26 protein-coding genes are annotated in these 21317 nt (G+C 43.0%); 25 read left to right on the top strand and 1 reads right to left on the bottom strand.

Annotated elements, in window-relative coordinates; all coding sequences use genetic code 11:
* Positions 1-122: 122 nt before the first annotated feature.
* The 17 genes from GWI58_RS14170 to GWI58_RS14245 all read left to right on the top strand — a co-directional run bounded on the left by GWI58_RS14170 (position 123) and on the right by GWI58_RS14245 (position 10957).
* On the top strand, positions 123-593 hold the full coding sequence (locus GWI58_RS14170) for a lysozyme (RefSeq protein ID WP_036976681.1): 471 nt from the start codon (positions 123-125) through the stop codon (positions 591-593).
* Entirely contained in the window at positions 575-733 is a 159-nt protein-coding gene (locus GWI58_RS17755; protein ID WP_012367623.1) for a hypothetical protein, read from the top strand. Before GWI58_RS14170 ends, GWI58_RS17755 begins: the two co-directional genes overlap by 19 nt.
* 2 nt (positions 734-735) lie before the next feature.
* Positions 736-1197 (top strand): lysis protein, encoded by a 462-nt coding sequence (locus tag GWI58_RS14175; protein WP_036907970.1) that lies wholly within the window; start codon positions 736-738, stop codon positions 1195-1197.
* Between the two features lie 896 nt (positions 1198-2093).
* Complete coding sequence (locus GWI58_RS14180) at positions 2094-2432, top strand: HNH endonuclease (RefSeq protein ID WP_001967215.1); 339 nt, start codon at positions 2094-2096, stop codon at positions 2430-2432.
* A 2-nt stretch (positions 2433-2434) separates the two neighbouring features.
* The gene (locus tag GWI58_RS14185; protein ID WP_036905782.1) at positions 2435-2647 is read left to right on the top strand and encodes a hypothetical protein; all 213 of its coding nucleotides are present in this window, start codon (positions 2435-2437) and stop codon (positions 2645-2647) included.
* Positions 2648-2770: 123 nt separating this feature from the next.
* Positions 2771-3238, top strand: coding sequence for a phage terminase small subunit P27 family (locus GWI58_RS14190; protein ID WP_036905779.1), 468 nt, complete (start codon positions 2771-2773; stop codon positions 3236-3238).
* Positions 3192-4925 (top strand): terminase large subunit, encoded by a 1734-nt coding sequence (locus GWI58_RS14195; protein ID WP_161769294.1) that lies wholly within the window; start codon positions 3192-3194, stop codon positions 4923-4925. The genes GWI58_RS14190 and GWI58_RS14195 overlap by 47 nt, the downstream gene beginning before the upstream one ends.
* The gene (locus GWI58_RS14200) at positions 4925-6193 is read left to right on the top strand and encodes a phage portal protein (RefSeq protein WP_012367784.1); all 1269 of its coding nucleotides are present in this window, start codon (positions 4925-4927) and stop codon (positions 6191-6193) included. The genes GWI58_RS14195 and GWI58_RS14200 overlap by 1 nt, the downstream gene beginning before the upstream one ends.
* Positions 6194-6210: 17 nt before the next feature.
* Positions 6211-6879 carry an HK97 family phage prohead protease gene (locus tag GWI58_RS14205; protein WP_004251596.1) on the top strand — a complete coding sequence of 223 codons (669 nt, stop codon included), beginning with the start codon at positions 6211-6213 and terminating at the stop codon, positions 6877-6879.
* Between the two features lie 3 nt (positions 6880-6882).
* The gene (locus GWI58_RS14210) at positions 6883-8049 is read left to right on the top strand and encodes a phage major capsid protein (RefSeq protein ID WP_004251594.1); all 1167 of its coding nucleotides are present in this window, start codon (positions 6883-6885) and stop codon (positions 8047-8049) included.
* A 38-nt stretch (positions 8050-8087) separates the two neighbouring features.
* On the top strand, positions 8088-8387 hold the full coding sequence (locus tag GWI58_RS14215) for a head-tail connector protein (protein ID WP_004251590.1): 300 nt from the start codon (positions 8088-8090) through the stop codon (positions 8385-8387).
* Positions 8387-8716 (top strand): phage head closure protein, encoded by a 330-nt coding sequence (locus tag GWI58_RS14220; protein ID WP_004251588.1) that lies wholly within the window; start codon positions 8387-8389, stop codon positions 8714-8716. The genes GWI58_RS14215 and GWI58_RS14220 overlap by 1 nt, the downstream gene beginning before the upstream one ends.
* On the top strand, positions 8706-9179 hold the full coding sequence (locus GWI58_RS14225; protein WP_004251585.1) for an HK97-gp10 family putative phage morphogenesis protein: 474 nt from the start codon (positions 8706-8708) through the stop codon (positions 9177-9179). The genes GWI58_RS14220 and GWI58_RS14225 overlap by 11 nt, the downstream gene beginning before the upstream one ends.
* Before the next feature lie 5 nt (positions 9180-9184).
* Complete coding sequence (gp17, locus tag GWI58_RS14230; protein WP_004251583.1) at positions 9185-9526, top strand: tail completion protein gp17; 342 nt, start codon at positions 9185-9187, stop codon at positions 9524-9526.
* 9 nt (positions 9527-9535) lie between these two features.
* The gene (locus GWI58_RS14235) at positions 9536-10201 is read left to right on the top strand and encodes a hypothetical protein (RefSeq protein WP_004251580.1); all 666 of its coding nucleotides are present in this window, start codon (positions 9536-9538) and stop codon (positions 10199-10201) included.
* Between the two features lie 64 nt (positions 10202-10265).
* Positions 10266-10682, top strand: coding sequence for a hypothetical protein (locus GWI58_RS14240; protein WP_036918205.1), 417 nt, complete (start codon positions 10266-10268; stop codon positions 10680-10682).
* Positions 10683-10726: 44 nt separating this feature from the next.
* A complete protein-coding gene (locus tag GWI58_RS14245; RefSeq protein WP_004251574.1) occupies positions 10727-10957 on the top strand; it encodes a phage tail assembly protein T in 231 nt (76 codons plus the stop codon).
* A 24-nt stretch (positions 10958-10981) separates the two neighbouring features.
* Here the strand turns inward: GWI58_RS14245 and GWI58_RS14250 are convergent, their stop codons facing one another.
* Positions 10982-11173, bottom strand: a complete 192-nt coding sequence (locus GWI58_RS14250) for a YqaE/Pmp3 family membrane protein (RefSeq protein WP_004242485.1) — start codon at positions 11171-11173, stop codon at positions 10982-10984.
* A 126-nt stretch (positions 11174-11299) separates the two neighbouring features.
* Between GWI58_RS14250 and GWI58_RS14255 the strand changes: the two genes are divergently transcribed.
* The 8 genes from GWI58_RS14255 to GWI58_RS14290 are packed head-to-tail and all read left to right on the top strand — an operon-like array spanning position 11300 to position 21203.
* Complete coding sequence (locus GWI58_RS14255) at positions 11300-14575, top strand: phage tail tape measure protein (protein WP_161769295.1); 3276 nt, start codon at positions 11300-11302, stop codon at positions 14573-14575.
* Positions 14576-15172, top strand: a complete 597-nt coding sequence (locus tag GWI58_RS14260; RefSeq protein ID WP_004251569.1) for a hypothetical protein — start codon at positions 14576-14578, stop codon at positions 15170-15172.
* Entirely contained in the window at positions 15172-15753 is a 582-nt protein-coding gene (locus tag GWI58_RS14265; protein WP_161769296.1) for a hypothetical protein, read from the top strand. The genes GWI58_RS14260 and GWI58_RS14265 overlap by 1 nt, the downstream gene beginning before the upstream one ends.
* Before the next feature lie 11 nt (positions 15754-15764).
* On the top strand, positions 15765-16070 hold the full coding sequence (locus tag GWI58_RS14270) for a hypothetical protein (protein ID WP_004251562.1): 306 nt from the start codon (positions 15765-15767) through the stop codon (positions 16068-16070).
* Positions 16071-16101: 31 nt separating this feature from the next.
* Complete coding sequence (locus GWI58_RS14275) at positions 16102-16500, top strand: DUF6950 family protein (protein ID WP_004251558.1); 399 nt, start codon at positions 16102-16104, stop codon at positions 16498-16500.
* Positions 16500-20225, top strand: coding sequence for a phage tail tip fiber protein (locus GWI58_RS14280; protein ID WP_161769297.1), 3726 nt, complete (start codon positions 16500-16502; stop codon positions 20223-20225). The genes GWI58_RS14275 and GWI58_RS14280 overlap by 1 nt, the downstream gene beginning before the upstream one ends.
* Positions 20225-20587, top strand: coding sequence for a hypothetical protein (locus GWI58_RS14285; RefSeq protein WP_237611707.1), 363 nt, complete (start codon positions 20225-20227; stop codon positions 20585-20587). Before GWI58_RS14280 ends, GWI58_RS14285 begins: the two co-directional genes overlap by 1 nt.
* A gap of 1 nt (position 20588) precedes the next feature.
* Positions 20589-21203: a hypothetical protein gene (locus GWI58_RS14290; protein WP_012367646.1), complete on the top strand. Its 615-nt coding sequence runs from the start codon at positions 20589-20591 to the stop codon at positions 21201-21203.
* The last annotated feature ends 114 nt before the right edge of the window (positions 21204-21317 follow it).

Here is a 21317-nt window from a genome sequence, read left to right on the forward strand (position 1 = left end):
CGAGAGCAACGAAAACGCACTCAATTATTTGAAGAGCTTGTTCGACATGTTGACCCACAAAACCCAACTGAAACCCTAAAAAGGCTTGCTGAATTAATGGTGAAAGCGCCAAAGGATATTTAATGTCTCTCAAACAGAAAATAGCGGCGGTAACAACAGCAGGAGCCACAGCCATCGCGTTAGTAGTAATAGCCCATTTTGAAGGTGTACGTTATGAACCTTATCGTGATGTGGCGGGTGTTCTAACTGTTTGTTATGGACATACAGGCAAAGACATTATTCAAGGCAAGAGATACACACAACAAGAATGTGATGCGTTATTACAAATCGATTTTATTAAGACACAACAGCAAGTCGATGCATTAATCAAAGTATCACTCGATGACTACACCAAAGCTGCTTTATATTCCTTTGCTTTTAATGTGGGTACAACCGCATTTGCTCGCTCAACATTACTCAAGAAGCTAAACGCTGGTGATAGAGCGGGTGCCTGTGAAGAAATAAAACGTTGGGTATATGCGGGTGGAAAGGTTTGGCGAGGGCTTGTCAGTCGTCGAGAGGCGGAGTCAGCACTATGTCATGGAAAACTTTAATCATCATTATCGGCTTTATTCTTGCATTACTCATTACAGTCGCTGGTGGCATTTATCTCTTGATTGATAACTCATGTACTAAAGACCAAGTGAGTTTAGAAAAGCGCTGTCAGATTGCACTCTCATATCATCGGTACTAATCATGAAATACGGAAAACTCTATGCCGTCATTGCGATGGTAGGCATTATTGTGGGAGGCTATTGGGTGATTAATTGGCAAGCTAACAGAATTAATCTATTAGTAGAAACAAACAAAGAACTAACGGAGGCTCTCGAAGAACAGAAGTCTATTAATACTGACTATCAAGCACGCATAATGCGATTAAATCAGTTGGATATTCAATATACGCAGGAGCTAGCGAATGCTAAGAATGAAATTAGTCACTTGCGTGATATTAGTGAGCGTCATCCAGAGCGGGTGTACATCAAAGCCGAGTGTCCCAAAGTCAAAACCACTCCCTCCACCAGCTTGGCTTATGCAACCACCGCCCGACCTACTGACACCGCTATCCGAAATTATTGGTTACTCAGAGAACGAATTGCAGAGTCAGAGCAAATGATTAAAGGGTTGCAGGATTATATCAAACAAGAATGCATGGAATAAAAAAGCCCAGCATGGGAGGCTGGGCAATACTAACAATATATTGTTTCATATGGGTATAGTTAGACTTATTATTATAACTAAAGTAAATATATATGCTAGTTTATTGTGTTTAATTATTTATTTTTATTTGATTAATAGACGTAAGATAAAAAATAGCCCTATGATTTAATGTTCATAGGGCGGTTAAAATGAAGCAAAAAGTAAATATCAATCATTTCCAATTATATAATTATTATTTCTTTATGCAATAGAATATATTGTATTTCTGTTATATTAGTAGATTAAAAAATATATTTAATTGTAATATGTCATATAGTATCTATTTGATGTAAGTGTCTCTTTAGAGGTAGATAGTATTCCACTCTATCTGAACTCCCGATGGAATAAATAACGATGTGTAATCAAAAGTTAGTCGTACTTTTACTCGCTGATGGATCATGTAAACAAGTTGATATCACGGACATGTACTAATGACATGAGCATAAATACTCCAGATATCTATTTAGATAATAGTGACTGCTCGTCATTTGTACTGGGTTAGGGGGCAGTAGATTTTGATGAAAAAAAACTGTAAGAGAGATTACAGGGCTGAAAAACATAAATATATTTATATATCTTTTTGAAACAGAAAGCGCCGCATTGTCGCTGTCTCCTATGTTAGCTATGACCTGTTTTATTCTCGACAGAGAGCACATAGTGAGAATCAAAAACAACGAATACCACCGTTTTGTTATTTTCGGTCATTATCAGCAACGTCAGCTGTAGGTAGAAGAAGGGGCGTGACGATGGAGAGACATCATCTACAAACGTCATTCATTGATTGGTGTATACAGATAGCCATCAGTTAACCACTGGTGGCTTTTTTATTGCGGAAAATTTGTAATGGAATAAAAAAAATGAAAAAACGCAATGTCTATGGTGGTCGCTGGGCTAAAGTGCGATTAGCATTTCTCAATGAACATCCGCTTTGCGTCATGTGCCAAGAGCAAGGACGTATTACTGCTGCCACAGTAGTTGACCACATTACTCCACATCGTCTTAAAGAAGCACTTGAATCAGGTGATAAAGAACGTATCGCAAAAGCTCAAGCCTTATTCTGGGACACAAAGAACTTTCAAAGCTTATGCGAACTGCATCATAACTCAACCAAACAACGTATCGAAAAGAGTGGCAAAGTCATTGGCTGTAATGCGGATGGCATTCCGCTCGATCCGAACTCTCATTGGAATAAATAACGTTGTGTAATCAAAAACAAGTGAAGTTATCCAAGCTATTTCGTGGCGGTCGCTTCGTTGGTCATGCATTAAGTGTTGATGGTGAGTTGTTAAGTAATCAAAAGTTAGTTGTTCTTCCATCCGCTGATGGATTATGTAAACAAGTTGATATCACAGTCACACTGACATGCACTAATGACATGATCATGAATGCACCCGATATCCATTTGAAATAATTCTAAATTGAAATAACAACGGGTGGGGCGGGAGAAAAGTTCAAACACTTTCGCCCTGATTACCTAGCGCCCTCATTTGTGCGCACAACCGCGAAATGAAAAGTTTTTTTCTGGGAGGTTCCGATGGCAGGAAGACGCCCGAAACCGACCCACTTGAAGGTGGTCACCGGTAATCCGGGAAAACGAAAACTCAACGATAAAGAACCCCAACCTAAACGTGAAATTCCAAGCCCGCCCGAACATTTAACGGATTGGGGGAAAATGGCGTGGGCAAAATTAACCTTATTACTCGATGGAATGGGTGTTTTAACCGTGGCTGACACGCTGGCATTAGAACGGCTGTGTGATATCTACGCCGATATTCTTCAATTGCGAGACACCATTGCCATTGAGGGGCGGACATACACCACAAAAACGCAATCAGGGGATTTTTTAATTAAAGCGAATCCTGCTGTTGCCATGTTGGCCGATGCAGATCGCCGTTTTAAAAGTTATTTAGTCGAGTTTGGTTTAACCCCTGCCGCTCGCTCGAAGGTGAATATGGATGGTGGAGAAGAAGAGGAAGATCCGCTCAACCAATATTTCGGTTGATCCCGCAACACAATACGCGCAAGACGTGCATCAAGGCAAAATCTTAGCGGGGCCTGATATTCGTCATGCATGTGCACGTCATCTCAAAGATTTAAACGAAGCCGAGCAACGAGGATTAGTCTGGGATGTCGAGGCTGTCAAAAGGGTGATCGATTTTTTCGCGAAAGTCTTAAAGCTCAATGGCGGGGAACATGAAGGCAAACCGTTTATTTTATTGCCTTGGCAATGCTTTGTGATTGGCTCCATTTTTGGCTGGAAAATGACTGATGGTACACGGCGATTTCGCATTGTGTACGTTGAATCAGGTAAAGGTTCAGGAAAATCACCGATGGCGGGTGGCGTTGGGTTGTATTGTTTAGTCGCCGACAGTGAACCGCGTGCTGAAGTGTATGCGGCAGCCACGAAAAAAGACCAAGCCATGGTTTTGTTTCGTGATGCGGTGGCAATGGTTGATCAATCTCCCGCATTAAGTCAGCGGATCACCAAATCAGGCGGAACAGGCAAAGAGTGGAACTTGGCTTATTTGAAAACGAGTTCATTCTTTCGTCCGATTAGTTCGGATGATGGGCAATCAGGGCCTCGTCCCCATTGTGCGTTGATTGATGAAATTCATGAGCACAAAAATAATACCGCCGTCGAGATGATGCGAGCGGGTACAAAAGGTCGGCGGCAAGCCTTGATATTTATGATCACCAACAGTGGCCATGATAAAACCAGTGTGTGTTATGACTATCATGAATACGGACGAAAAGTCGCCGAAGGAACTATCGAAGACGACAGTTTCTTTTCCTATATTTGCTCACTGGATGAAGGCGATGATCTCTTTAAGGATGAGTCTTGCTGGGGGAAAGCCAATCCATCACTGGGCTACACCTTTTCTGATCGCTATTTGCGCGAGCAAGTGACACAAGCTCGAGGTATGCCCGCGAAAGAAAGCATTGTGCGTCGGCTTAATTTTTGTCAGTGGGTGGATGCCGATAATCCGTGGATTAACAGTGAAACATGGATGCAGTGTGAAAACACGTTCACATTCGATGACCTTCAAGGTGAAGAGTGTTATGGCGGACTGGACTTATCGGGAACCAAAGATTTAACCGCATTAGCCTTGTATTTTCCTAGTCTCAAACGTCTTTATGTCGAATTTTGGACACCCAAAGACACTTTATTGGATAGAGCGAAAACCGACCGAGTGCCTTACGACTTATGGGTAAGGCAAGGTTTTATGCATACCACGCCAGGGAATGCGGTGAGATATGAATTTGTGGCAGAACGCATTGCTGAAATGGCGATGCACGTCAGCATGAGAGCCATTGCCTTTGACCCTTATCGCATTAAATACCTTGAACCCAAACTCGATGACGCGGGTGTGACGGTTCCTTTAACTCCGCATGGACAAGGATATTACAAAGCCAAAGATTCAGGGCTGTGGATGCCACACTCTATCGAACTGTTTGAACAGCTCATTGATGACAAGAAGATTGAGATCCACACCAATCCTTGTTTGAGATGGAATGCTGCATCCGCTGTGCTTGAGGCTGACCAAAAAGATAACCGCGTCTTTGCCAAGAAAAAAAGCACCGGTCGAATCGATGGTGTGGTGGCCTCTGCAATGGCGATTGGTGCTGCGGAAGGTGAGGTTGATAATGGCAACCTTGATGATTTTTTCTCTAACCCATTGAGTATGTGATGACAGATAAACAATATTCAATCGATTTGCGCACTAATCATGGTTGGTTTGCGCGTCTGGCTTCCTTCTTCGTTGGGGGAAGACTCGTGACACCTGAACAAGGTTCACAATCAGGCGTTATCTCAGCGCAAGGCTCACTTGGTGATTCTTCTGTAAATGATGAGCGAATACTCCAAATATCAACGGTTTGGCGTTGTGTTAGCTTAATTTCGACGTTAACGGCTTGTTTGCCACTGGATGTGTTCGAAACGGATAAACAGGGAAATAGAACCAAAGTCGATTTAAGTCACCCATTGGCTCGATTACTGCGATATTCGCCCAATCAATATATGACGGCTCAAGAATTCCGAGAGGCAATGACTATGCAGCTTTGCTTTTATGGTAATGCTTTCGCGTTGATTGAGCGAAATAAAGTCGGTGATGTGATCAGCTTGCTTCCTCTGTTGTCTGCCAATATGGATGTGCGCATGGAGGGGAAGAATATTATCTATAAATATCAGCGTGATCATGAATTTGCGAAATTTAAACAACATGAAATTTTTCATTTAAAAGGGTTTGGTTTTAATGGGTTAGTTGGATTGTCGCCTATTGCTTATGCATGTAAGACAGCAAGCACGGCCGTTGCGATGGAAGATCAACAACGTGAGTTTTATGCCAATGGGGCTAAGTCTCCTAAAATTCTAACAACGGGTGATAAGGTATTAAATAAAGAGCAACGTAGCCAACTTGAAGAGAATTTCAAAGAAATTGCGGGTGGCCCCGTTAAAAAACGATTGTGGATCTTAGAAGGGGGATTTCAAGCACAAGATATTGGCGTTAGTCCTCAAGATGCAGAAACAATGTCTTCCCGAAAATTTCAAGTCAGTGAATTAGCGCGTTTCTTTGGTGTTCCACCGCACTTAGTCGGTGATGTTGAAAAATCAACAAGCTGGGGAACAGGTATTGAACAACAAAACTTAGGCTTTCTTCAATATACCTTACAACCCTATATCTCCCGATGGGAAAACTGCATTGCGCGTTGGCTTCTAAAACCACCCGAAGTGGGAAAATACCATGCTGAACATAACCTTGATGGATTATTGCGTGGCGATTCCACTTCACGCGCCGCGTTTATGAAAGCGATGGGAGAATCGGGGCTAAGAACCATTAATGAAATGCGGCGGCTCGATAATTATCCTCCTCTTGAAGGTGGAGATGTCGCTTACCGGCAAGCACAATATTTACCGATTAACCAACTCAATAAGGAGCCTCACGAAAGTGGGGCTTAATTATTTATGGGGGTTCAATGCCTGATATTAGAAAAACACTGAATTTTGATGAAGCGGAAATCAAATTTACGGGAGATGGCACACAAGGCGTTTTCGAAGGTTATGCCTCCGTATTTAGTCATCAAGATCTCGATGGTGACATTATTTTACCCGGTGCATTTAAGCATGTTTTAGATAAGCAAAAACAAAAAGTCGCTATGTTTTATAACCATCGAGTCTGGGAGCTTCCTGTGGGGAAGTGGGAGTACATGGAGGAAGATCAAAAAGGGTTACGTGTAAGAGGACAACTGACGCCCGGTCATAGTGCGGCTCAAGATCTAAAAGCGGCAATGAAGCATGGCACGGTTGACGGGCTTTCTATCGGATTCGGTTGTCTGCGTAATGATTTTGAGCGAACACCTTCAGGTCGTATTTTTAAAAACATCTCCCTGTTACGTGAAATCAGTATTTGTACATTTCCCGCTAATGACCAAGCACAGGTTTCATCACTCAAGAGCATCGATGGGTTATTAACGATCCGAGATATTGAGGATTGGCTGAGAGAGTCAGCCGGTTTATCAAAATCAGAAGCAGTCGGTTTTATTTCCCGCTTCAAATCCGCTATTCGGAGTGAGTCCGATGACGCTCAACAATCCCTAGTCGCATCCATTGTTAACCAAATTAATGCATTTAATCTGAAAGGATAGAATATGTCTGACTTAGCTATTATCCAAGAAGCCATCGAAGGATCACAAAAAAAGGTGCAAGAGCTCTTCGATGCACAGAAGAAAGAAATTGAAGCTACTGGCGTAGTTTCAAAGCAATTACAAACAGATTTAGCCTTAGTCCAAGAGGAATTAAAAAAAGCCGGTGAACGTCTGTTTGATTTAGAGCAGAAAGGGGCAACGAGTGCTGATGATCCTAATGCGAAAAAAGATTTTTCTGAGCGAGCAGCAGAAGTGCTGACAAAATCATGGAATGGGAGTCAGGCTTCTTATGAAGTGAAAACTTTTAATAAATCATTAGGCAGTGATGCGAGTTCAGCCGGTGTTCTCATTCAGCCGATGCAAGTACCGGGTATTATTATGCCGGGGATGCGTCGTTTAGTTATCCGCGATTTATTAGCACAAGGCCGAATTTCCAGTAACTCACTGGAATATGTACGCGAAAAATTGTTTACCAATAGCGCGGCACCCGTGAAAGAAAAGGCACAAAAACCAGAATCTAATCTGACATTTGAAAAACAAACGGCAAATGTGATCACTATTGCTCATTGGATCCAAGCGTCTCGCCAAGTGATGGATGATGCTGTGCAGTTACAGTCTTACGTTAATAACCGCTTATTGTATGGCTTAGCATTAGTGGAAGAGGAGCAATTACTCAATGGTGACGGTACTGCGGATAATTTGACGGGAATTAACCATGTTGCCACTGCCTATGATACCACATTGAGTGCTACGGGCGACACGCATGCTGACCTGATTGCTCATGCCATTTATCAGGTGACAGAATCTGAATTTAGCGCCTCTGGTATTATTTTAAATCCTCGTGATTGGCATGCCATTGCGTTAATGAAAGACAAAGAAGGGCGTTATATTTTTGGTGGCCCACAAGCGTTTACTTCAAATGTAATGTGGGGATTACCTGTTGTTCCAACAAAAGCACAAAAACAAGGTGAGTTTACTGTTGGTGCATTTGATTTGGCGTCTCAAGTATGGGATCGAATGAATGCAGTTATCGAAGTGAGTCGAGAAGATCGTGATAACTTTGTGAAAAATATGCTGACCATTTTGTGTGAAGAACGTTTAGCATTAGCCCATTATCGCCCTCAAGCCTTAATTAAAGGAACTTTCCCAACGTCTGGAAGAAGTGCTTAAGTAATAGGTCGGGGTAGGTAACTATCCCGTATTACATCATGAATATCTTAGATGTCATTCCTCTTTCTTTATTAAAACAGCATCTCGAATACAGCGGTGATGATCGTGATGAGCAGATTATATTTTATGCACAAAGCGCATTAAATTATTGTTTGAGATGGTGTGATGAACCGGCTTGGAAATCACCTGATGATATCCCTTATGAAGTGAAATCTGCCATGCTTTTGGTGCTGGGGGATATGTTTGAACATCGAACCAGCCAAAGTGAAATTCTGTTATATGAAAATAAAGCAGTAGAACGATTGTTACTGCTTTGTCGAAATTGGCGAGGTAGTTAATGGATCCGGGACGATTACGCCATTCTATTAATATTCAAAAACCAGTATTAGCGCCTGATGCCATCAGTGGCAATGATGTGATTTGGACGGATCATGCGACAAAAGTACGTGCAGCGATCATGCCTTATCAAGGGCGGGAATATTTTCAAGCCCAGCAAGTACAAAGTGAGGCCACAACACGAATTCTTATTCGCTATATCGCTGATATTGATACTTCGATGCGTATTGTATGGGGTAAGCGAATATTTAATATTATTTCGATTATTGACCCTTATGAGCGTCATCGTGAGCTTCAATTAATGTGCAAAGAGGGCGTGAATGATGGGTGAGATTAAAATCAGTGGATTGTCTGAACTCGCTCAACGAATGCAAGACATTGCCCGTAAAACCAGAAATCAAAGCGCGCGTAAGGCGATGAATGCAGGTGCTTCGGCGTTAAAAGAAGAAATCAAACATCGAGTGCCTATCCTTAAGGAAACGGTGCCTCATCGACGCAAAGGCACTATCAAGCGCAATATTCGTTCTAAAACGAAAGTACAACGCAATGGGCAAGTCAAAACGCGCATTTGGGTGAAATCATTATCGGGTAAAAAGGTGTCTGCCTTTAAACAAGCAACGGGGAAAAGTGCAGCATTGAACCCAAATGATCCGTTTTATTGGTGGTTTGTTGAGTTTGGTACTGCCAAGATGCCCGCACAACCGTTTATGCGCCCCAGCTTTGAGGCGAAAAAGGAAGCGACGGCTAAAGTGATTGTTCAAACACTTAAAGAGGATATTGAAAAAGCAAGGTAGAGATCATGATACAGCAATTAAAAGAGACCCTTTCACCGCTGGTTGATGGAAGGGTTTTTTTTCAGGTATTACCTGAAGGCAAAGGGCATTATCCCGCCATTGTGATCCAGTTTGCCAGCATCACGCCTAACAGTGCGCTGGAGGATACGGATTTAGACAACTATCGTGTGCAACTTGATGTGTATGCGCCACAGCCACAACCCCTTATGGTCTTGCGTAAAAAAATTGAGGCTCAGATTGTTGAAGCGATCCCATTCGCACAACGGGTGAATGCGGTCTTTGGGTATGAAGCGGATGTCAAATTGCATCGGCTTGTTCTTGAATTAATGATTTCATCAGATAAATAAGGAATGGATATGACAAAGCCAAAGAACCATAAAGCGACGCCTTTCCTCGGCACGAAGATCTTTGTGCAAACAGGCTTAGGAGAGGCGATGACCGTGACCGAAGCGACGTTATCACCCGCAACCATTACTATCGCCAATAATAAGCTGAAAGCCGATGACATGATTATGTTATCGGGACTCGGGGAGTTAGATGGACGTTTTCCTGTTGCACAGGTTGATGGCAACAAAGTGACCCTGTGCGACGAAGTGGATTGGAGTGATAAAACGCTACCCACTGATTTTTCAAGTGCTAAGGCACAACGTATTCAATGGTCTAATAACTTTTGTGCGGTAAAAAGTTTCAGCAAAGACGGTTCGACAACCGAACAAATCGATGTCACCACCATTTGCAGTGATGGCAAGGAATATGAATCCGGCGATACGGAATACGGCTCAATTAAATTGACCTTTTTCTTACGTTATAGCTCCAGTGAGGTGCAGCGACTCTTGCGTAAATATGAAAACAGCAAAGAAAAATTTGCGGTGAAAATGGTCTTAACACGAGATGAGGGCTCCATGTTTTATTACGGCTCCGTCGAAACGGGCATGAATATTGATGGCAGTGTAGGACAAATGATGGATTCGGGGATCTCGATTAAATTGTCTGGCCGTGATTATTTGAATGCGAAGAAATAACCCCTAATTCACCTCTTTCATTATTTCTCTTCTCCCTTCTCGATAAAAAATCTTAGGAGTGATTATGTCTAACGCTTTATTGCGTGAATTAGTGTTAAACCAAGCACTGAAAGTGACGCCTTTTACCTATTTAGACAACACCTTTTATGTCAAAGAGTTGGATGTTGGCACCATGAATTACATTCAGCGCAAACTTCGTCAAATTAAAATCAAGCTCGCCGAAGAGCAGGACATTTATTTAGACGAAGACGATCCCGAACAATTTAATGAAGCGATAAATCGTGTCTACGATGAATATGATGTCGCCAGAATGTTGGCCTTTAAGTTGTGTGATGAAAAAGGGGAACTGCTTTTTGATGGTGAAAATGAAGAAGACTTAAAAGGTCTTAATCGTCTAGGGCAAGGGTTCTCTAATGCGGTGTTTACGGCCGAAGCGGGGAATAGCGAAAAAAACTTGGAGAACGGCGACAATTTCAATTGATATTGTCGCTGGCATTGGGAAAAACCCTCGCGGAAATCGAGCAAATGCCCGAAAGCCACTTGTGTGAATATGAAGCTTTTTATCGCAAACAACCCTTTGGTTTATGGCGAGAGGATTATCGGATGGCACAAGTGGCGCATCTTCTTGCGATGATAAATCGTGATCCGAAAACGTCTCCGCCTGAATTGATGGATTTTATGCCGATGTGGAAGAAGAAAATCACGGAAGAAGAGGTGTGGGATAACGTCACTGAGAGTGTATTAGCTAATCGATAGCCCCACATCCGTGGGGCTTAATCGTTAACCACCGCGAGACATTTTCTCAATTTTTTTATCCGTATTGTATTGAGAAAGGGCATAAACCGACCAGATAGCCGCTGGGATCCAGCCAATTAAGGTGATTTGTAGGATAAGGCAGAAGATGCCAGCAAATGGGCGACCAATCGTGAAAAATTGTAACCAAGGTAGTAATAACGCCAGAATAAGTCTCATAAAACCCCCTCTATTATTCGAAATTTCAGTTTATCAATAATTAAATCAATAGCAAATAACAAGGAATATTGCATTTATTCAGGGTGAAAGTTTGCTTTTGTAGTGTTCATACCAAGGATTGAATTTATGGCGGGAGCATTAGGTAGATTAAATATTGATTTGACGCTGAATACGGCAAATTTCACAAATGCGATCAACCGTAGCCAGCGCCAAACAGAACAATTCGGGCAAAGTATTTGCGTCAGTCTTCAAGCTATCACCGTACAACAAGAGCGAATGGTATCGCAAACCGCAAAATCCTCGGCGCTCTTTACTCGTTTTGCGAGCGTCGCAGCAAGTGCATTATCTGTACGGCAAGTGATTAATTATGCTGATAGTTGGACGGAATTACAGAATCGACTGAAATTAGTCACAGATAGCACTCAATCGCTAAACAGAGCGACCAATGATGTTTATACCATTGCCCAAAAAACCTATCAATCATTGGATGCCACAGCACAAGTTTATCAACGTTTTGCGGATAATGCCGACCGTTTAGGCTTAAGTCAGCAAAAAGTGGCCGAACTCGCGGAAACTGTCTCAAAAGCCGTGGCGATTTCAGGCGCGAGTGCCACCGCAGCCCAAGCGGCATTAACTCAATTTGGTCAAGCATTAGCCTCGGGTCAGTTACGTGGCGAAGAGCTAAATTCAGTGATGGAGCAAACCCCTGCGTTAGCGAAAGCCATCGCTGACGGAATGGGTGTCAGTGTGGGTGAACTAAGGAAGAAAGCCCAAGACGGTGAAATGACGATAGAGAAAGTCATTCAAGCCTTAGAACGTGCAGCTGACAGTGTGGATAAAAAATTTGCTACCAGCGTGACAACGGTTAGCCAAGGTTTCACTAATCTTCAATCGGCGATAACAAAATTTATCGGTGAAGCGAATCAAGGTACAGGTGCGACTCAGCTTTTTACCAAAGGGATGACCACTCTTACCGATAATCTATCGTTAGTCGCTAAAGTGGTTGAAGGGATCGCCGTCACGGCATTGGTAGCAAAACTTTCTCAATGGACGAAAGCCACTTATCTGAAAAATCAGACAACGTTGAATGAAGCCAAAGCCACATTACAGAGTGCAGAGGCAAACAGTGTGGCAGCAACCAGTGCCGTGAGGAAGGCATGGGCAGATAAAGAAGCCGCCACATCGGCGCTCAATAGAGCCAAAATGGAATATCAAGTTGCTAGAGGCACTAACGCGGAAAAAATCGCACTCGATAACCTTATCGCCACAAAGTCACTCGCAAGAACAGCCTCTTTAAACTATACACAGGCATTAACCGCAGAAAACGTTGCTCAACGTGCATTAACGACCGCTCGGCGTCAATCAACGGTGGCGGGGCGAGCGCTCAACAGTGTTATGGGATTAGCGGGTGGCCCTATTGGATTAGTGTTGACCGGTGTGGCTGCATTGGGCATGGGACTGTATGAATACAGCGAAAATGTCAAACAAGCCAAACTCGAATCGATTGAATTTGCCAATTCTCTTGATACATCAACAGAAGCGTTAAACAAAATGAGCAATGCCACGTTAGTGGCGAATTTAAGCAAAGTTTCATCGGGCATTAACGCGCAATTGGAGAAAATCGAGGAACTTAAACAACAGGTTATTTCCTTACAAGGTCTATCAAAATACAGCGTTGAGAGTGAAAAGGCGTTTACTGAACAAGGTGTGGGGGATTTATACCTTAAACGAGTAGCTGAAAAGCAAAAAGAGCTTGATGCTGCGATGGGGACATATGCAGAGCAAGTTAATAACTTAGAGCGTCAGCGAGCCAATATGCAAAATATGTTGGCGACACTCAAAGAAAAAGTGGGCGATCAAGCCCCTGAATATAGACGCTATGCCACCGAATTACAAAATGTTGATGCCGTTATCAATTCACTTAAGGCGAGTTTAAAGAGTTTAGGCATTGAATATGAATCACTCATTGATATCACGCTTCAGGCGACAAATAGCCAAGTGAATGCCGCCACGGCGATTGCTAAACAGATTGATGAATCGATTGAAAAATCGCAACGTTCAGTGGCAAAAGCGCAAGCCACAGGGAAGGCATTAGCGAAATTAAATGCAGAAGATGTATTGGCTTCACGCAAAATTACGCCAGATATGCAAGGCTACGATAAAGCCTTACAAGCGGAAATTGAGGCACAACTGGCACAGCAAGCCAAACGGACGTATAAGCCCAGCCATAAATCAACCATTGATTATGCCAAACAGTACACCAAAATCTTGACGGAATTAGAGGAAAAACAAGCCTCACTGATTGCGGATGGGCAAAGTATTCAGCGGTATGGCACTACCTCTTCCTTTAATGAATACACATCCGCCTTAGCCGATATCAAACAGAATAAAGATAAGTTTGATGCCATCTTAAAAATCGATCCCAACGCCATTGAGACGATCAAAGAAAAAGCGAAAGCCATTGATGACTTAGCGCGTGCCAATTCGGTCGCGCAATTTGCTTATGATCGCGGTAAAGAAATTGAGCAGATGCAATTTGAAACCACCCTGATAGGAAAATCACGCGCAGAGCAAGAAAAGCTTAATGCCCTTCGTCAGATTGATGTGCTGTATCAGCAAGCCAGTGTGGATTTAGGTGAGAAAGAGCTGGCGAACTTACAACGTAATGTTGAACTCACTAAACAGCAGATTGAGGAAGAACTGAGGAAGCGAGAGGCCATGAAAGGTGATCCGATGGTGGGATTAAAACAAGGCTTATCGGATTTCAGTGAGTCAGCCATGGATGTGATGGAGAACGTCAGAAACGTCACTACCAATGCGCTTAATAATATGTCTGATGCGTTAGCCGATTTTGCTTTAACGGGGAAAGGAAGCTTTAAAGATTTTGCCAATGCGGTGATCTCCGATATCACTCGAATGGTGATGAAAATGCTGGTTTTCAAAGCCATTGAAGCAGGCGGGCAGGCAATGGGCTTTGATATGGGATGGATGAGCAAAGGGCATGCTTATGGTGGCTATACGGGGCATGGCGGGAAATTCGAACCTAAAGGGATTGTACATGGTGGCGAGTTTGTTTTTACCAAAGAAGCGACGGCTAAATTGGGTGTCGGCAATCTCTATCGCTTAATGCATGCGGCGCAAGGTTATGCTTCGGGGGGCTTTGTGGGGGCGGTCGCAGGGCGAATACCGATTACACCGCAACCGACGTTAGCCCGTGCAGGCGGGGTGCAAATGACGGTCGTTAATCATATTACGGTGACAGGAAATGGTGACGCTGTACTTGCTCAAGCAATGAAAGAAGCCGCACAACAAGGGACAGAAGCAGGCGCACAGAAAGCTCACGCGATGATGTTACAAGACTTTCAAAGTAATGGCGCAGCACGCAGAACATTAGGAGTTTAAATGTCTATTCTTGAATGGCCAAAAGCGGTGATCCCCATACAGGAAAACTGGCAATTATTGAGTAACAGCAAAACCTTTACCTCGCCATTTAATGGAAGTAGCCAGACGGTACGCTTTCCAGGAAGTCGTTGGCGTTGTGAGCTGACATTTAATAATTTAAATGAAGAGAAATCGCGCCAGTTAGAAGCGCTAGTGGCTTCATTGGATGGCATGTCGGGACGGGTCAAAATATCAAGCTGGATAAGAAAAGGGCGTTATGGGTATGGTTCGCCTCGTATTGCAATACCGAGTCAATTGGGTAATCGGCTAGAAACAAAGGACTGGAAGCGCAATATGCGCGTATTACAGCAAGGGGATCGCTTAACTGTGGGTAATGAACTCAAAATGGTGGTGGCGGATGTGGTCAGTGATAATCAAGGACATGCCATTATTCTTATTTCGCCGATGTTAAGAACATCACCTACCGTCAATGAAATGCTCGAGGTTGAGCGTCCTTTTGGGGTTTTTCGGCTCGTTGATAATGAACAGGGTAAATTTCAGCATCGTCGCTTGGGGTATACCTATATCACGTTATCTTTTGAGGAGGTGTTGTACTAATGCAATATCATCCATTTTCTGACGCCATGGTCAACGTGATTAATGAGGGGGCTTATATCGTCTTAGCCGCCAGACTCGATTTGAAATCAGGCGTCACCTGTGCGCATACTGGTGTTGGGCAACTGATTATTGCGGGGGAAACTTATTTGGGCGTGGGCAGTTTAGGCGAAATCAGTCAGCTAAAAGAAAATAAGACAACCAGTCCTCCACAATTACAGCTTAAATTAGCCGGTTTTGATAAATCGCTGGTGGGAATGGTGATGAATGAGCAAAGTCGAGGACGCGAAGTCCGGTTGATGATGGTCGCCATCAGTGAAGAGGGAAAACCGTTGCTTGCTGAAGTCTTATTTGTCGGACAAATCACATCGATTAATGTAGTGTCTGGCGAAGAAAATGCCGTATGTGTTAATGTTTCTAATCGATTCGAACGATGGTCAATCGGTTTACCCGATAGATTTACCGATGAGTCGTGGTCATCTCGAAGACAAGGTGATCGCATCTTTCGCGATGTCGCTCAAATGGCTGAACGGGCGATTTATTGGGGCAGCAAGAAAGATGCACCTGCATTTATTTATAAGTAACAGGATTAGAAATGAGAAAATTTCACTTAATTATCATTATGATTTGTTTTCATTTAGTTAGCATTCAAGCTGCTAATGCAGAGTCAATCTTAATTAGTACAGCTAAGTTAGTTTGTGAAGATAAAGAAACTCCAGAATTAGTGAAAAAGTGCAAGTTGATGGTATACAAAATTGGTGAGTCTTCATTTAATTTAGGCAAGGCAACAGCGGCTTGTGAGTTAGCCAAAAAAAATAATAAAGATTATGATGGTGATCAAAAACGGGCATGTGAAGAAATTTTCAATATGGCTAAGGATTTTTTAACCATAACATATTGAAATCATTTTTAAATAAGAAATATAATATACCATGAAACAACAAAACTGGACACTCCAGTTACCAGAAACGATAAGGGCGGCGATGAGTCGCCCTTTTTCATGGGGTGAATTTGATTGTTGTATTTTTGCCTCTGAATGTATTTACGCACAATGTGGTTTCTCTCCAATAAAGCCTTATCTCAATCACTATAAAACCAAAGCCGAAGCCTTCAACCTGCTCAAATCTAAATTTGGCTCCTTAGAGAAAGCCGTATCACGCTATTTCAAATCCATTGAGATTGAGCGCGTTCAGCGTGGCGACCTTGTACTGTTCAAAGGTGAGGACGGTGACAGTTTAGCGGTGGTCTGGGCGAGGCATTATTGGGGCGTAACCCCACAAGGCGTGAAGCCGGTGCAGATTAACCCAATCAAAGCGTGGAGAGTGGAATAATGGGTGGGAGTGGTGGATTAATTTCAAAAGTCGTGGGTGCGGGCTTAATGATTGCGGGGCTATTTACTGGAGGCGTCACCTCTGCGATGGGCATGGCGCTGATGGCAGCAGGCGTCGCGGTGCAAGTCGCAGGTTCGCTTATCTTTAAGCCTAAACTGCCTTCCATGAATTATCGAGATACCAGTGAACGCAAACAGATGTTACGTTCATCGTCTGCCCCTGAAACCGTGATCGTCGGAAAAACAGTGATATCGGGTTTGCTTTTCTTCGCCGAAGAAGAGGCGGGTGAACAAGATGAAAACGAAAAAATCACACTGGCATTAGCGTTAGCAGGGCACCCCATAGAGAAAATTGGGAAGATCTGGTTAGGGGACGATTTAATTGAGACTTTTGGTGATAAAGCCTCATGGGAATTACATAACGATAGGGAAGATGCCGCTCCCTTTATGCTTAAAAATTGCCCGTCATGGAAAGAGGATATGATTGGTCGAGGTCTAGCGTGGTTACGTGTGACACTCACGTTTGACCAAGAAAAATTCCCCTATGGATTACCCAATGTGAAATGTGAAGTTTGGGGAAAACATCTGTTTGATCCTCGCACTGGGCAAACTGTGTGGGGTAACAATGGGGTCTTAGTGATTTTGGATTATTACCGCCATTATTTAAAAGTACCTGATACGGATATTGACTTTGACAGCTTTAAACAGGCGGCCGATTTATGTGATGAAAAAGTGAGTCTGCCAGAAGGCGGATTTGAGCCGCGATATACCCTTAATGGCGCCTATGATTTAAATGAGAGTCCATCCAGTGTCTTGGAGGCGATGCACAAATGTATTAACGCGGAACCAACATTCACCGCAGGAAAACACGGTATTCAAATCGGCGCTTATTATGGGCCGGCAATAAAAACCATTACCGAATCACAATTGATTGGCACCGTCACGTGTACCCCTGAAACAGGATTAAAAGACGCGACCAATGCGGTGTATGGCACGTTTATTGATGCCGAACAGTTGTACACAAAAACGGATTTCACGCCTGTGATTGTAGACGAATGGGTGAAAGAGGATGGCTTAGAAATTCGAGAGAACATCGACTATCGTTTTGTCACCAGCCCTTATCAAGCCCAACGATTAGCTCGCCAATATCTTCGCAAAAAGAAAGCGGGAAGACGGGTTCAACTCACGATGAACTTAGACGGCTATGCTTATCGTCCGGGGGAAGTTGTGCTTTTAGCATTACCTTCTTTGGGGATTAGTGGGCTGGAATTCCGTATTGCCGAATGGTCTTTCCATGCATTAGACGGTGTGGCTTTAACGTTGGAAGAGGATGGTGCCTATTTATATGAAGATGTGATTGGTAAACCGTTTGAGCGTCCACCGTTTGTGAGTTTACCCACTGGCGGTGTTGCTTCCCCTATTAATCTTGCTTTTGTTCCACTTGCCGTCAGTGACATTGTTCAAGGTATGCTTTCTTGGCAGAATGTGGCGTCTGATGTGCGCTACAACACGGCTAATATCCTTCAAAACGGTAGAGTGATTCAATCTATTCAGGTGCCGGGTGAGCGCGTTGATATTAACGGATTAGCACGAGGAACTTATCGTGTTGAAGTTAGAGCGACGAATATGGCGGGGGCAATGTCGGCACCCGCTATCAGTGATTTTGCTATCCAAGCACCGCCAGCTCCCATTAAGGTTGATGTTACTTCGGGAATGTTCAGCCTCACCGTCTCGCCAAAACAAGGTGATAGTGCTGTCTTGGGTTATACCTTTGAGTTTTGGTTTAGTGAGGAAAAACTCGCTAATCTTTCTGAAAATGAAGTGATCACCAAAACAAACAAAGTTGGCCAAGGGAATTTCTGGACGCAAGAGAATTTAAAAGCAGGACATACGTATTATTTTTATGTTCGAACAATCAACAGCTATGGCAAATCACCTTTTGTGGAGGCTTCTGGTGTTTGCTCAGCTCAAACGGAGTTGCTTCTTGATGAATTAGCGGGGCAAATCAGCCGAGACCAACTCGCACAAGACTTATTGGGTGAAATTAACAGTAAAGCTAACCAAATCGATATTACTGAATTACATGAGTTGATGAGGATAAATCATGACAAGATTTTATCTGAGTTGATGAGGCATGGAGCAACGATTGAAGAAAGTGAAAAAAAATGGGAGGAGGCAGGAAAATTACTGGCTGAGCGGATAAATCAAGTTTCAACGGCAACAGAAGCACAGGCAGCCGCAATTAAACAAGAGCAACAAGCACGTATTGAGACTGATAAAACCGAAGCACAACAACGCCAATTCTTAGCCACTCAACTTCGTGGTGATTATACCGGTAATGATTTATCGAAAGTCACCGCAGGACTCATTTCCGCAGAGAAACAAGCACGTGTTACAGGCGACCAAGCAGAAGCGAAAGCCCGACAATCACTGGAAACACGGATGAATGGGAATGTTTCAGCGATTAATAAATCATTAGAAACCCTCACCTCGAAACAGCAAGCACAAACGCAAGAGATTTTAACGCTCAATTCAAATCTTAAGGGGAAAGCTGATAGCAGTGTGGTGAATGCGTTAAATACGCGAGTAACTAATCTCGATGGCAAAGTGATGTCCGCAACCTCTCAGGTACAAACGTTATCCAGCAAATTAGATACAGTGAAAGCCGATTTAACGGAGTCTGTGGTGGTGGATTTAGATTTATCTAAACTCAATGAAAACACCTATTATCCGATTATTTTTCCATTAGTAACTTCTCGACGTTATGCCTTTAAGGTTTTTAGGACCTTAGGGCAATATAGTGACAATAAACCCAGCTATGCCACTCACAGCACCAAAGGTTTTGCCGTGATTGTGGAATGGCAAGTGAGTGCTTCTGGATGGGGAACACAGTCTGAAAACCGCATCATTGATAATTTTGATTGGCGATGGACAAATCAATCCCCTGTGATGGGGCCAGCTCAATTAACGAATGGTTCTGTGGAATATATCTATTTGCGAGGAGGTGCTAAATATCAGCTCACTAAGCATAAAAGTGTTAACCATCAAATTATCACCCGCACTTATACCAATAACAAACAATCGGTGGCACCGAAAGGATTTGTGGCGAATGAAGTACCTAAGTCCAGCGAACAGAAAGCCAATGCAACGGCGAATGCGGTAAACCAACTTGAAACTAAGGTGACTGAGGTCTCAGGTAAAGTGACCTCTACCGCCCAGCAAGTCACTCGCCTTGAAAGCCAAGTGGGTACAAGTTCAGCCAAAATTGAACAAACGTCGAAAGTGGTCACCGACATAAATGGCAAAATTTCCGCATCATGGACAATGAAAGTTCAGCAAGATAGCAAAGGGAATAAAGTCATTACGGGCATTGGCTTAGGGTTTAATGCACAAGGAAATAGCCAATTTCTGGTCAATGCCCAAAACTTTGCAGTGATATCGTCATTAAATGGCAAAGTGGTGACACCGTTTATCGTGAAGAATGGACAGTTGGTTGTTAATGAAGCTTTTATTGGTGATGCAACTATTACCAGTGCAAAAATAGCTAATGTATTGCAATCAACCAATTTCAGCCATGCAAACAAGGTGGGCTATCAACTTAATATGCGCACTGGTGAAGAAATTAAATATGGGAATAACGCTCAGGGGTACTGGATTGAAACAAACATATTAAAACGTTTGTTTGATAAAAAAGGCACAATGCGTATCAGAATGGGGATATGGTAATGGGCATGGGTTTAGAAATATATGATGAGAAAGGGCGACTCATTATTGGAGAAGACACTATTATACCGCGCCACTTGGGGCAATTTGACCTTCCTTTGTCCCAATATGGATCTCTTACTATTCCTGAGATTTCCTTAGGAGGTGAGGTTGTTTGCCATTTCTGGCTACGGTATCGCTCTCGATGGAGTGGTGAATTTCATGTAGATAAGCCTAATGAGAGAACAGAGTACTCCATATCTGGGAACACGTTAAATTACCGCGTTGATTACAATATCTATCGCAGGGAGAACAATGGCTCTGGTGGTGGGCAGACACAAGCGAATGACTCATTCTCAAGTCATGTTGTCGTATGGGTGGTGTGAAATGGTTGGTGTAGAAATTTACACAAATAATAGGCTGATACAATTAACCGATAAACTCGAAACAATATGTGTTTTGAGAAAAGCAACTCCTGATGAACTAACGTCATCATCAGGCCCTCATGATAGCTATCCGAGAATCTATGCGTTAAATAGCCAATGGATGGTTGCTCCGATTTCCAAGGTAAGCATACCTCAACACGGAGTTGGTCTTGAAGTTTATGATGAGCAAGGGAAAATGAAATTTTCATCTCTTGCTAAGTTGGTCTGCTTTGAGAAATATTATGATGTCAATACGGGGAGCGCTGGCAAAGGCTCATTAAGAATCGCAGGCAAAAGTGGTCATCGGTATGGCATGATTAAGACTCGCTCTATGGGGTATTTTCATAATACAAACATACGAAGCTACATAGACCCTGACACGTGGGATGAAGTTTGGACATTCAAAAGATATAGCGAGCGTTATGTCTTGATTGATGATGTGGGAGGGTTAACATTTGAGTATCGATACGAGTTCTTAGGAGAAGAGGATGGCTGGATAAGTATGCCTCCGAGTCGAGAAGGTTCTGGATTAATGGAACAAGGGCTTATGATAGACGTTTCAATGTTAGAAGATTAAATACCGCACTAATGTGGTTTTTTTGTATCTAAATTTTAGGAAATAAATCATGATATACACAACAGGCACTGTTAGCACAGTGTCAGGGTCTGCTATTGTCTCTGGCACAGGTAC

The organism is Proteus sp. G2674 (genome assembly GCF_009915195.1).
Taxonomy (GTDB): domain Bacteria; phylum Pseudomonadota; class Gammaproteobacteria; order Enterobacterales; family Enterobacteriaceae; genus Proteus; species Proteus mirabilis.